Source organism: Pseudoalteromonas sp. S3260 (genome assembly GCF_005886925.1).
Lineage (GTDB): Bacteria > Pseudomonadota > Gammaproteobacteria > Enterobacterales > Alteromonadaceae > Pseudoalteromonas > Pseudoalteromonas tetraodonis.
In genome coordinates, this window is record NZ_PNCV01000013.1 from 14587 (window position 1) to 28348 (window position 13762).

A 13762-nucleotide genomic window follows, 5' to 3' on the forward strand; every position below is an offset into this window, starting at 1 on the left:
AATGCAATTTATATCATGACTATATGCTTAAGTTTAGAATTTTTGAGCTATAGTTAAAGCTACTTTTTAATACGTTTGTATACCTAGGTTATAAACGTTGGCGTTATTAATTTAGCTCATAATTTTTTACCTATCCCTAATAGATTCACTAGGTAAGTTTTACTTTTATGGCGCTTACATAGAACGACAACTAATTTGGAGACATGCTTATGTCACAGTCTAATTTTAAAGCACTGCTACTGGCCGGTATTATGCTCGCTACCCCTCTTGCCCAAGCTGGACTAGAAGAAGGGATCAGAGCTGCTAATGCGGGTGAATTTGAAGAAGCACTTAAAGAGTTTAATTATTTAGCTGACAAAGGCTATGCACCGGGTATTTACGAATTAGGTAAGCTATACGAAGGTGGCCATGGCGTTACCCGTGATTATTACAAAGCAGCTGAGCTGTACCAACAAGCCGTTAAAAAGAACCATGTAGATTCAATGTTTGCACTTGCGGTTTTATATGACGAAGGCAATGGCGTTAAATTAGACAAACAAATGGCCATAACCTTATTTGAAAAAGCAGCAAATAAGAACCTTCCCGCAGCACAGTATAACTTAGGTGTAATGTACGCAAATGGCGATGGTGTTAGCCAAGATTATAAAGCCGCCAGAACATGGTATGAAAAAGCCGCTGCTAATAATTACACATTGGCGCAGTTTAATTTAGCACTGATGTATTTTGAAGGCTTAGGAATGCCAAAAAATCTTGAAATGTCGTATGTGTGGAATACCATTGCCGAGTATAACGGCAACATGCAAGCCAGTCACAGCCGTAAACTTGATGAACGTACTATGCTTCCTAAAGAGGTAGCTGAGGCCAAAGAAAAAGCCGATGCAATTTATACCAAAATTTTAGCGGGAACGTATGCTGGCGAAGGACGCCTGTTTTAAGTTAGCTATTAAAAAAGCTGAATGAAGTGATTCATTCAGCTTTTTTATTTTAAGTACTACAGGCTATTTTACATAAAGCCACTTTAGCACTTTGATCAGTAATTTATTTTGTTTAAGTAATAAACCAATGCGCGGGTTAACCGAGCCAGAGACTAAGGTATTTTTTGCATGGCTAAAGGTGAGAAAACCTTCTTTGCCGTGATAATGCCCCATCCCCGAATGCCCCACGCCACCAAACGGCACATCATCGGCAGCTACTTGTATTAATGTGTCGTTTACCGCAACTGTTCCGCTAAGTGTTTGCTTAATAATGTACTGTTGCGCCTGTTTATCTTGACCTAAAATGTAAAGGGCTAATGGGTGGTCGCGTAATCGAATATAATTAAGCACGTCCTCTAATTTGTCGTAACTCATAATGGGTAAAATGGGACCAAATAGCTCTTCTTGCATTAATGTCATCTCATCTGTTACGTGTGTAACAATATGCAGACCCATACGATGCTTTTCGCCATCTTGCTGGTTTTGTTCAAGCGGTTTAGTAATTTTAGCGCCTTGCTCTTGTGCTTGCTCTAAATAACCTAACAAACGTTGATAATGTGCAGGGCTTATAATCGAGGTCAGGTTTTTCCCTTCAACACCTTGCTTAAAGTGCTTTTTATAAAGTGTGCACAAAGCTTTAATAAACTGATGTTCTAGTGCTTTAGGAACAAATACGTAGTCAGGAGCCACACATATTTGCCCTGCATTGGCCATTTTGCCAAATAATAGAGCACGCGCGGCTTTATTTACATCGGCTTTTTCTAACACAATGACTGGCGATTTTCCGCCTAGTTCTAAAGTGACTGGTGTTAAATTTTTACTGGCCGCGGCCATAACTAACTTGCCAACAGCCGTCGAGCCTGTAAACAGTAAATGCGCAAACGGCAATGATGAAAACTCACTTGCCACGTCGCTACCACCTTGAATAATGGTGCAGTGTTGCCTTAATTCACCTGCAAATATTTTTTCAATAACGGCATTGGTGTTAGGCGTAAATTCACTGAGCTTTAACATCACCCTGTTACCCGCTGCAATCGCAGTAATAACAGGTACCAATGCTAGTTGAATAGGATAGTTCCATGGTGCAATCACACCCACCACACCAATAGGCTGATAGGTGACACTTACTTTTGAGGGCCATAAGCTTAACCCCGCGCTGCGATGACTAGGCTTAGACCAGCGAGGTAGCTTTTTAATAATATGCGCAAGCCCCTGCATGGTGGGCAAAATATCACCTACTAAGGTATCAAAGGCCGTTCGGTAACCAAAATCTTTAGATACTGCAGCAATTAAGTCTTGCTCTAACGTTACAATGTTAGCGCGTACTTGCTTAAGTAAAGCAAGGCGTTGCTCAATGGGTAAGTAAGGGGTGTCTTCAAAAGAGTGCTTTAGTTCATTAAATTGTGAACGCAAAGTCCCTGTAGATAATGTATCAGTGGTCAAAATAGGCTACTCGATTTATAACGTTTTCAAGACTATAACCTTGATCTGTTACACGAGCAATAAAGAGTGATTTTGCAACATAATGAAAAGCGTTGCAAAAACACTCATAAGGTTGGTTGGAACGCATACCGATGCACTGCTTTTGTGTGCATCGGTTATCTGTTTTGTTAGTTGATTAAAGTGGGTTATTAAAAACCAAAAACCTGAGCTGCTATGGTCATTGTTACTAAGGTAATTAAAACAATAGCGACAATATTTAACACAAAGCCAGCACGGATCATGTCTTTCATTTTAATTTCACCCGAGCCAAACACAATCGCATTGGGTGGTGTGGCTACTGGCATCATAAACGCACAACTACACGCAATCGCAGCTGGAATAACCCACACTAACGGGCTGCCTGTTACTGACTCAGCAACGGGGCCTAGCAGTGGTAAAAAGCCTGCTGCAGTTGCCGTATTACTGGTTATTTCAGTTAGGAACGTAATCAGCGCAACCACAACAAGAATGCTCATTACTAATGGAATAGTACTCGCCCCTTCAATCATATTAGCAATGTAATCAGCTAATCCTGATGACTTTATTTGCGAGGCAAGTGTTAATCCGCCACCAAATAAAAGCAACACACCCCACGGCACTTTAGCGGCACTTTCCCAATCTAAAATACGCGCATCGCTGCCTTTATTTGCCGGTAGTACAAACAGTAGTAATGCTGCAGCAATAGCAATACCGGTATCTGAAATTTTAAGCCCGGTAACATCACCTAATAAAGGTCTAAATATCCAACAAATAGCGGCAAGCACAAATACAAACAACACGCCCTTTTCAGCACGCTGCATTAGACCTAAGTCTTTTAATTGTGAAGAGAATACCGCTTTGGTATCAATACGCTTGTTCGCTTGTACATTCGCATCGACTTTATAAGTGAATTTAGTTAACCAAATCCAGCTGATCAGCAACATACCGAGCGCTAATGGCACACCAACAATCATCCACTCGGCAAAGCCAATTTCAATCTGATAACTGTCTGATAGGTACGCAGCCATTAATGCATTTGGTGGAGTACCAATTAATGTAGCAATACCACCAATACTTGCGCCATAAGCAATCGACAGTAAAAGGGCTTTACCAAAACCTTCATTACTAGGATCTGAGCTTTTAACTAAATGGGTAATAGATAAAGCGATAGGAAGCATCATTACTGCGGTAGCGGTATTAGACATCCACATTGATAAAAATGCAGTCACTAACATCATCGCTAAAATTTGTAAGCTTGGTTTTTTACCTGCATAACGCATTGTTTTTAATGCAATACGCTTGTGTAACCCCCAACGCTCCATCGCTATTGAGATTAAAAAGCCACCTAAAAATAAAAAGATCAGCGGATGCGCATAAGGCGCTGCAACACTTTTTATCGCTGCTATATCAACAATTGGCGAAATCACTAAAGGGAGTAACGCAGTAGCAGGAATAGGCACTACCTCACTCACCCACCACGAGGCCATCCAAAATGCTAAGCCTGCGGTTTTAAACGCTGCCGCCGACATCCCTACTGGCGGCTCAACTAAGCAAGTAAGTAGCATGACACATGGACCAAGTAACAATAACAGCCATTGCATAAATGGCTTTTTATTCGCGTTATTTTCTAAAATACGTTTTGTCATTTGTTTAGCCCTTAAAATTTATATTTAAGACCAAGTGCAACACTGCTATCAGCATTTTCTTCTAGGTCGAGGTCAGTGTATAAAAGGTAAGCTGTGGTTTGCTTGTCAAATACATAATCTACACCCGTGGTCCACTGGGTAGCGTCTGATGTTTGACGTAGTTTTGAATCATCTTTTGCAAATTGTACTTTAGGTACCCATTTGTCTAACTTATAGCTTGCGCTTAGTACATAACCGTTGCCAGACTTAGCGCCGTCAATCGATTCTGAATGCTGGTACAATGCCCCTAATTGTAATTTTTCAAACTTATACACACCCGCAATACGGCTTGCTTTTATGTTATTAAGCGAATCAACATGGCTGATTGAAATAGAGTAAGGTGTTTTATTTAAATTACGGTCGCCGTAAATTAGCGTAGCAGCAAATCCTGCTTCGTTATCTTTGTTGTCATCTTTTGGTGCATAGGTAAATGAAAACTGCGCGTTATGCCAATACTTAGAGGTATAGGTGATGGTATCGCCTAAGCGGTCTTGCCCTGCAATTACTTGAGCAATATCAGCTTGGGTTTCGTTAAAATTATCAAGCTTACCTTCTGAATATTTAAAGCGCGTGTCGTTTCGCCCAACCACCACTTCACCAAATGCGCCTTTTAGGCCCAAGTAAGTATTGCGTGCTGCAAAAGGCTCATTGGTGTCGTCGTGTTCAAAACCTTTTACTTGAACTTCGTATTTAAATACCGCGGTAAAATACTCATTTAATTTATGGTCACCTTTAATGCCAATACGCGAAAAAGGGGCATCTATTTGCGTGCCTTCGTCAGCGTAACGCATTATGCCTGTATCGGTGTTAGCAATTTGTACTTCGGCTTTACCATACACTGTGTAGTCTGCAGCAAAAGTGGTTGCAGGTAACGTGGCAGCACTGCATAACGCAGCAAGTACTGAACCTTGGAATATATTGTTTTTCATTATGTGTCCTAATTATGTGATGCTACTTGTTGTCTGCACCTACAAAGCAAGAACATGACCAACTAAAAAATAATAAATACTTTCAGTAAGTTAAAAAATAAAGGTTTAAAAATAAACATTGAAATGTGCGGGTTTCCACACATAAAAAACACTCAATATCACCATTTCCACCCATTAATCGGTGAACATATCTCGATTAAGGTTATATTTACTCATTTTATCGTAGAGGGTTTTACGCGCTATTTGTAAGGTTGTCATGGTGTCTTTAATGCTGCCATGGTTAAGCTCTAGCGCCTCTTCAATTAAGGAGTGCTCATAAAAGCTGACCTTTTCGGCTAGGCTCAAATCTAATGATAGCGTGCTGTTGCTTGAATCACTTTGTGCAAATGCCAGATCGGGGCCTAGCAATACCGCGCGCTCGGCTTGATTTCTCAATTCCCGCACATTGCCAGGCCAATCGTGCGCTAGTAAACGTTGTTGTAGTTCTATATTGAGCGCCCCTAACGGTTTATGAAAGCGGGTCGCAGCAATAGAACTAAAATGCTTAAATAACAGTGGAATATCTGCCTTTCTGTCTCTCAATGCAGGAATACTGACTTTTACTAAACTCAATCGGTAATATAAATCGGCTCTAAACTCACCTTTTTCTACCAGCGAAAGTAAATCGACTTTGGTGGCTGCGACAATACGAATATCAAGCTCTATCGCTTTATTAGCACCAACGGGGGTTACTTTTCGCTCTTCAAGCACCCGTAGTAATTTAACTTGAAGTGATAAAGGAGTGCTTTCAATTTCATCTAAAAAAACGGTGCCGCCTTGAGCAAACTCAAATTTACCTTTGCGATCGTGTGTTGCGCCAGTAAAGGCTCCGCTAATAGCCCCAAACAGTTCGCTTTCTATTAATTGCTCTGGGACTGCGCCACAGTTAATAGCCACAAACTGACAGCTTGAACGGTTACTATGATCGTGTAAATAGCGAGCAACCAATTCTTTACCTGTGCCAGTTTCACCTTCAATCAGCACATCAGCTGGTGTATCAATCACCGTGTTGAGTAGGTTCATCATGTGCTGCATTTTAAGCGTATCACCTAAAATACGCACACCGGGCGCCGACGTTTTCTCAACCGCGCGCTTCAGCGCTCTGTTTTCCATTACTAAAGCACGTTTATCTGAGGCTCTGGCAATACAATCTAATAAATTTTCGTTCAGTGGTTTTTCAAATAAATCATACGCGCCTAGTTGCATCGCTTTTACCGCAACAGAAACATCAGCATAACCGGTTAAAAATATCACTGGTAGTTCGCTATCGAATGCTTTTACCTGCTCAATAAAGGTTAAACCATCCATAGTGGGCATGTTTATGTCACTAAGTACAATGCCACAAAAACTGCGATTTAAGCGACTTAAGGCAACACTTGCATCACTAAAACACTGTACCTCATACCCCTCGAGCGTTAATAGCTGATTCAATGAATCGCGGATCATCGCTTCATCATCAATAACAATAATCTGTTTGCAAACAACGGCTTCAATCATTTTTAGTGGCCTCTATGCTTGATAAACTAATAATAAATTGCGCACCGCCTTCAGGGCGATTATGTGCAGTTAAGTAACCATTAAATGATTCAATAATTTGCTTTGAAATCGATAAGCCCAGCCCTAACCCGTTACTTGATTTGGTACTATAAAAAGGTTCAAAAATAGACCCCAGCACATGATACTCAATACCAGGGCCACTATCTAATATAGAAAGCTTAACGCGCTCTTCAAAGCATTCAACATCAAAACTGAGCTCTCTAACTGGCTCACCTTTCATTGCCTGTGATGCATTGGTGATCACATTAACCAATACTTGTTCAAACTTTAACGCATCGACCCACACCGTGATCTCTTGCGAAAACTGCGGTGCACTTACGTTAACATCGTCTTGTTTAAGTTGCGGATGGGTGATCATCAACGCATTGTTTAATAACGCCGACAATGGATGAGGCCGAAGTTGCATGGTCGCCGGTTTACTAAAGTGTTTAAGCTGCGCCACTATTTTATGCACCCGCTCTACCAAATTCTCAATAATGATTAAGTTTTCACTTAATGCGTTAAGCCTTCCCTTTTTTAGGAAAATTTTAGCACTGGCTAAATAGGTGTTCATTGCGCTGAGCGGTTGGTTAATTTCGTGATTAATGCCCGCACTCAATTGCCCAATAGTGGCTAATTTTGCCGACTGTACTAATGCGGTTTGGGCTTTTTCGAGTGCTTGAGTACGCTCTAGTACTTCGAGCTCTAAACTGTGACGCGAATACAGTAATTTTTTATACCCGGCAAAGCGTGCCAATAAGCTATATCCAACAAAAATAAACACCCAATAAAATAACACTAGCCATAGTAATCTAGGCACCTGTAAGGCGTTAATGTTTGAAATATCAACAAGCACTGTCATGGTTGCATTCAGATGAGTTAAGGGTCTTGAGGCGGCAACGTATTCATCTTCAGCAATTTTAAATTGCTCAATGCCTTGGCTTTTGTAGCGCTGTTGCTTAATTTGTAGCGGTTGATGATCTAAGTAAGCACGGCGCTGTTTAATATCACGACGCGCGGTAATATCAAGCTCTGTAAAACTATTTAAACGCCATGCGGGTTCATCTGACATGGCAATAATATTATCGGCAAGTTGCAAATAAAAGTGGCTTCCTTTTGAGGTATTTAAAAGCGAACGATCGTTTTCAAATTTAGCGACATTAGTTTTAAGCGCCACCACGCCAATGGCTTTTCCATCTAGGTAAATAGCTTGGGAAAAATAAATTCCGCGCTCTTTTGAGCGCTGACCAAGTGCAAAGTATGCGACCTTTTCACCGGCAAACGCTTGTTTAAAATAAGGTCTAAATGCAAAGTTACTACCTAAAAATGTATAGTCGGTTTGCCAGTTACTACTGGCAATAACATCGCCATGAGTATCTAGTATGTATACATCTGAGGCACCACTGGCTTGTTGAATATCAGCAAGGTAATTGTTAATTGCATTAAAGTGTTGTGATTCATTATTAGTAAAACGAATCAATACGTTATTTTCAATTAGCAGCTGAGGGATAGCCGCAAATCGAGCGAGTTCGTTATCGATATAATTATTTAATTGGATGACTTGTTGATCAGCTTGAATTTTGGCTTGCCCTAAATCATAAGCACGACCAAACGAAAAGGTGATCACCAATAATAGTACTAACAATATACAGGCAAAAATAATTTTTTTGGGGATGGAGAACATAAACGCCTATGACAACTATGATGCCAATAATAAGTAATAGCCAATATTGTAACGAGTTATCCCCCTTTGCAGAAGAAACTTTTTGTTAACAATTATACTGAAACTAAAAAACCGTGAAATATTACATTCCACGGTTTAATCACCTTTTAAGGTGTGCTGTTTTAGCTTAATTTACGCTTTTGCAACGACAGGTTTGTCTTTAAAATATTTGTATAAGCCAATTAATGAGGCTGCAATCCAAAATATTTCAATCACAAAGCTTGCTAAGTTAAAGTTATAACAAAGGCTAATAAGTAACAAAATAGCGCCACTTAAATTCATTAAGTTATACGTTAAACTTTTAGGTGAAACTTTATTTAGTTGCAGCAAAAAAAATGAACCAACCACTAAAAAAGTACCACTCATACCAACAATATCAAATAAAAGTGCGATCACACGTCTATCCTTTTCCATTTTAAAACCCAACTGACTGGCCCAATCCATGGGGAGGGTTTTTTTCAATCATTGAAACAGCAAAACCAGCGAAGCTTACCAGTGAAATAAAAGCAAACAAGGGCTTATGTCCGCCCCGCACTACTTTAGGCTATAAACGAAAGGTTTATTTAAAAGTAACTTTACCACCAATCATTTTATAGGCAGGGGTTCCTCTTATAATTGTAGGGCGGGCAAAAGGTCGTTCACAGCCTGGGCATACGCATTCAGTATGGGTGTGATCTTGGGTTATTCTTTCTATAAAACATTTTACTAAAGCACCTTTGCCACCTTTACGGTATTTGAATAACGGTGCCTTACACGCAGAACAAAATATATCGACCGTTTTTGTAGGCCCTTTTTTATTGGGCTTAGCCATACTTCCTCAATAATTACTTTACGATTAGTTAATAGCATAATGCTATCACATCAGCGGTAGAAAATAATGAATGGCTGTTGCGCTAATATATTTTTTAAACAGTCGGTAGATAACTCTACTTTATAAACGATTCGCTTTAGGCTTTTATCGATAAACGGGTTAATTTAGCTGATAACACATTCATATTAAAAGGCTTTACGATAAAGCCTGACACTTTAGCATTAATCGCTTTTTTGACAGTCGAAGAACTATCTTCACAGGTCACCATAAGTACAGGAAGGTTTTTCAGCTCGGCATCTTTTCTAATATTATCAAGTAAAGTAATGCCATCCATTTTAGGCATATGAAGATCTGTTATAACCAAATCAAACATTTGATTTTGCAGTATGTTTAATGCTTGAAGCCCATCTGTGGCTTCAACAATATCGATATAATCCAACCTCCTTAACATATTAATTAATACATGACGCATTAACGGCATATCATCAACAACAAGTATTTTCATGCGTATGTTTTACCAAAATAGCTGCGAGCAAATTTTCATTAAAACAAAGTAAAGGCGACACGTCAATCCAAAAGGTATTAACAAAAACGTGTTATGTGTAGTAACAACATTAGTTAACAATACCTATTGCCGCAAGTAATCAGATGGATACTTGTATCCCCTTATTTTAGCTAAACAAAAATTTAAAAAATTCCAAACGAAGCTTGGGTTATATGTGCTAAGCTTTTTGCACTTAGTGTTACTTCTAACCCGCGTTTTCCGGCACTAACATATATCATTTCAAAATCTAACGCACTGGAGTGTATGTATGTTTTTAGCCGCTTTTTTTGGCCAACGGGGCTAACTCCTCCCAAAATATAACCGGTACTCGCCTGCACTTTTTGTGGGTCTGCCATCATCACTTTTTTTACTGCACAAAGCTTCGCAAGCTGTTTTAAATTAACCTGCTGAGTGACGGGAGTCACCGCTACAATAAGCTGTTGCTCTGAGGTTTCTAGCACTAGGGTTTTAAATACTTGGGCGCTGTTAAGATTAAGCTTTTCAACCGCTTCGAGGCCGTAATTAGTATTGTTTATATCGTGCTCGTAACTAAGTATGTCAAACTTAATATCGCTTTTTTTTAGCTGCTCTATAGCGGGGGTCATCTGATAAAGTCCAAAAATAAATTTCCCTAATAATTTAGCACATTAAACATAAAAAAACGGCGCTAAAAAAGCGCCGTTTTTACTAAGGTCTATTGATCCTGCTCATTACTTAGTTAAGTCATCAAAAAACTTTTTAACCCCATCAAAAAAGCCTTGCTCTCTAGGGCGGTTTTTTGAGCTGTCTTTGCCCATACTTTCATCTAATTCTTTAAGTAAGGCACGTTGACGCTCGTTTAAATTAACTGGCGTTTCAATCACAACCTTACAAATTAAATCGCCTTGAGCGCCACTGCGTACTGACTTAACACCTTTGCCACGCATACGGAACATTTTGCCCGTTTGTGTTTCTGACGGTATTTTAAGCTTTGCACGGCCATCAAGCGTTGGTACTTCAATTTCACCGCCAAGGCCTGCGGTGGTAAAGCTTATTGGTACTTCACAATATAAATTGTTGGCTTCACGAACAAATATTTTGTGTTCACGAACAGATACTTGCACATACAAGTCACCTGCTGGTGCACCATGCATGCCTGCTTCGCCTTCACCTGATAAGCGAATACGATCGCCAGTATCTACGCCTGCCGGGATTTTAACCGATAGCGTTTTAGTTTTTTCTACACGGCCTTGCCCATGACATTTATTACAAGGATCTGAAATGATCTGACCTTGTCCATGACATGTCGGACAGGTTTGCTGCACGGCAAAAAAACCTTGGCGCATTTGTACTTGGCCTGCACCATTACAGGTTGTACATGTCTTTGGCTTTGAACCCGCTTTAGCACCACTGCCATCACATGGTTCACAACTAACCCAAGTAGGTACTTTAATCTCAACGTCTTTACCACGAACTGCTTCTTCTAAACTTAAGTCCATGTTGTAACGTAAATCTGAGCCACGTTGCTGACGTGATTGACGTCGACCACCGCCGCCACCAAAAATATCACCAAATACGTCACCAAAAATATCACCAAAATCACCTTGGCCGCCGCCAAAGCCACCGTGACCACCGCCACCACCTTGTTCGAAGGCTGCATGGCCGTATTGGTCATACATTTGACGCTTTTGCGCATCAGTCAGTATTTCGTAAGCTTCTTTAACTTCCTTGAATTTAGTTTCAAGGTCTTTATCACCGGCGGTACGATCGGGGTGATATTTCATCGCTAAGCGTTTATACGCTTTTTTTATGTCTCGCTCACTCGCATCTTTGCTTACGCCGAGGACTTCGTAATAATCGCGTTTTGACATATCTATCACACTACTCTTTTCTATTTACAGCGTTAGCTGCTGGACAAACCGATAAATCATATCGATTTATCATTGAATTTTTAAAGCGTTTTATTCGCTTCTCTTTACATGCAAAAGGCGCGTTAAGCTTTAGCCTACGCGCCTCATGTGTTCATCCTAACTCAAACACTTGATTTGGTCATGTGTTTTAAATTAGCGAGAAGCGTTAGCAACAATTACTTGTCGTCTTTAACTTCTTCGAACTCTGCATCAACAACATCGTCATCTTGTTTAGCTGACTGTTGTTGTTCACCAGCGTCACCACCAGCTTGTTGTGCTTTAGCTTGAGCGATTTCCATTAGCTTTTGAGACTTTTCAACAAGCGCTTGCGTTTTCGCTTCAATCTCAGCTTTGTCGTCACTCTTAATCGCTGCTTCTAGGTCAACAACAGCCGCTTCAATCGCGTCTTTGTCTTCGCTTGGCAGAGCATCACCCGCTTCTTCAATTTGCTTACGTGTACCGTGAACAAGTGCGTCAGCTTGGTTACGTGCAGCTACTAACTCTTCAAACTTTTTATCGTCTTCAGCATGCGCTTCTGCATCACGAACCATCTTTTCAACTTCTTCATCGCTTAAACCAGAAGATGCTTGAATAGTGATTTTTTGCTCTTTACCTGTATCTTTATCTTTTGCAGATACATGTAAGATACCATCGGCATCAACATCGAATGTTACTTCGATTTGTGGTGTACCACGTTGTGCCGGGCGGATACCTTCTAGGTTAAATTGACCCAGAGATTTGTTGTCGCTAGCACGCTTACGCTCACCTTGTAACACATGAATGGTTACTGCAGATTGGTTGTCTTCTGCTGTTGAGAATATTTGCGATTTCTTAGTAGGAATCGTGGTGTTTTTCTCAATTAGCGCTGTCATTACAGAGCCCATTGTCTCAATACCTAGCGATAATGGAGACACGTCTAGTAATAGTACGTCTTTCACGTCACCTGCAAGTACACCACCTTGAATTGCCGCACCCACAGCTACCGCTTCATCCGGGTTAACATCTTTACGTGGCTCTTTACCAAAGAACTCAGCAACTGTTTTTTGAACAAGTGGCATACGTGTTTGACCACCTACTAAAATGATATCGTTAATATCATTTACAGATAAATCAGCATCCGCTAATGCACGTTTAAGTGGTTCAATTGACTTAGTTACTAAGTCTTCAACTAATGACTCAAGTTTAGCACGCGTTAGTTTAACGTTCATGTGCTTAGGACCTGATGCATCGGCAGTTACGTACGGAAGGTTAACTTCTGTAGATTGTGCTGATGAAAGCTCAATTTTCGCTTTCTCTGCCGCTTCTTTAACACGTTGCATAGCAAGCGGATCATTTTGTAAATCGATACCTTGGTCTTTCTTAAATTCAGCTACTAAGTAGTTGATTACACGGTTATCGAAATCTTCACCACCTAAGTGAGTGTCACCATTTGTCGCAAGTACTTCAAATGTGTGCTCACCTTCAACTTCATCAATTTCAATGATTGATAAATCGAAAGTACCACCACCTAAGTCGTATACCGCTACTACGTTTTCGCCACGGTTTTTATCCATACCGTATGCAAGGGCTGCAGCTGTTGGCTCGTTGATAATACGTTTTACTTCAAGACCCGCAATACGGCCCGCATCTTTTGTAGCTTGACGTTGTGAATCGTTAAAGTATGCCGGTACTGTGATTACCGCTTCAGTTACTTCTTCACCTAAGAAGTCTTCAGCCGTTTTTTTCATTTTTTTCAATACTTCAGCAGAAATTTGTGGTGCAGCGCGTTTTTCACCGCCTGCTTCTACCCATGCATCGCCGTTATCAGCTTTGATGATTTTGAACGGCATAATACCGATATCGCGTTGTACTTCTTCGTCTTCAAAGCGACGACCAATTAAACGTTTGATTGCAAATAACGTGTTTGTTGGGTTAGTTACCGCTTGACGTTTTGCAGGTTGACCTACTAACGTTTCACCGTCTTGCGTATAAGCAATAATAGACGGGGTTGTGCGATCGCCTTCCGCATTTTCAATAACACGTGCTTTATCACCATCAAGTACTGCAACACAAGAGTTAGTAGTACCTAAATCGATTCCAATAATTCTACCCATGAATCTTCTCCAACTTCTAAATTCGTTAATACATTCGATGACTAGTTAATAGGGATGCCACAAAGTTAATTCAACTGT

12 protein-coding genes are annotated in these 13762 nt (G+C 40.4%); 1 reads left to right on the forward strand and 11 read right to left on the reverse strand.

Translation table 11 applies throughout. The features are described from left to right. Window positions 1-209 precede the first annotated feature (209 nt). Window positions 210-935: a tetratricopeptide repeat protein gene (locus CWC14_RS03010; protein ID WP_138561208.1), complete on the forward strand. Its 726-nt coding sequence runs from the start codon at window positions 210-212 to the stop codon at window positions 933-935. Window positions 936-998: 63 nt separating this feature from the next. Here the strand turns inward: CWC14_RS03010 and CWC14_RS03015 are convergent, their stop codons facing one another. From CWC14_RS03015 to dnaK, 11 genes are all read right to left on the reverse strand, one after another. Next, window positions 999-2417 carry a coniferyl aldehyde dehydrogenase gene (locus tag CWC14_RS03015; protein WP_138561209.1) on the reverse strand — a complete coding sequence of 473 codons (1419 nt, stop codon included), beginning with the start codon at window positions 2415-2417 and terminating at the stop codon, window positions 999-1001. Between the two features lie 188 nt (window positions 2418-2605). Then, the gene (locus CWC14_RS03020) at window positions 2606-4081 is read right to left on the reverse strand and encodes an SLC13 family permease (protein ID WP_036983914.1); all 1476 of its coding nucleotides are present in this window, start codon (window positions 4079-4081) and stop codon (window positions 2606-2608) included. 11 nt (window positions 4082-4092) lie between these two features. Beyond that, complete coding sequence (locus CWC14_RS03025; protein ID WP_036983913.1) at window positions 4093-5049, reverse strand: porin; 957 nt, start codon at window positions 5047-5049, stop codon at window positions 4093-4095. A gap of 174 nt (window positions 5050-5223) precedes the next feature. Then, complete coding sequence (locus CWC14_RS03030; RefSeq protein WP_036983912.1) at window positions 5224-6585, reverse strand: sigma-54-dependent transcriptional regulator; 1362 nt, start codon at window positions 6583-6585, stop codon at window positions 5224-5226. Next, window positions 6578-8308 carry a sensor histidine kinase gene (locus tag CWC14_RS03035; RefSeq protein ID WP_138561210.1) on the reverse strand — a complete coding sequence of 577 codons (1731 nt, stop codon included), beginning with the start codon at window positions 8306-8308 and terminating at the stop codon, window positions 6578-6580. Before CWC14_RS03035 ends, CWC14_RS03030 begins: the two co-directional genes overlap by 8 nt. Before the next feature lie 171 nt (window positions 8309-8479). Next, window positions 8480-8743: a CBU_0592 family membrane protein gene (locus tag CWC14_RS03040; protein WP_008112375.1), complete on the reverse strand. Its 264-nt coding sequence runs from the start codon at window positions 8741-8743 to the stop codon at window positions 8480-8482. 163 nt (window positions 8744-8906) lie between these two features. Then, on the reverse strand, window positions 8907-9158 hold the full coding sequence (locus tag CWC14_RS03045; RefSeq protein ID WP_013463170.1) for a hypothetical protein: 252 nt from the start codon (window positions 9156-9158) through the stop codon (window positions 8907-8909). A gap of 136 nt (window positions 9159-9294) precedes the next feature. After that, entirely contained in the window at window positions 9295-9663 is a 369-nt protein-coding gene (locus CWC14_RS03050) for a response regulator (RefSeq protein ID WP_138561211.1), read from the reverse strand. Window positions 9664-9845: 182 nt separating this feature from the next. Further along, window positions 9846-10307: a Cys-tRNA(Pro) deacylase gene (gene ybaK / locus CWC14_RS03055; protein WP_036983909.1), complete on the reverse strand. Its 462-nt coding sequence runs from the start codon at window positions 10305-10307 to the stop codon at window positions 9846-9848. Window positions 10308-10412: 105 nt separating this feature from the next. Next, window positions 10413-11552: a molecular chaperone DnaJ gene (gene dnaJ, locus CWC14_RS03060; protein ID WP_138561237.1), complete on the reverse strand. Its 1140-nt coding sequence runs from the start codon at window positions 11550-11552 to the stop codon at window positions 10413-10415. 215 nt (window positions 11553-11767) lie between these two features. After that, window positions 11768-13684: a molecular chaperone DnaK gene (gene dnaK, locus CWC14_RS03065; RefSeq protein ID WP_036983907.1), complete on the reverse strand. Its 1917-nt coding sequence runs from the start codon at window positions 13682-13684 to the stop codon at window positions 11768-11770. Window positions 13685-13762: the final 78 nt, after the last annotated feature.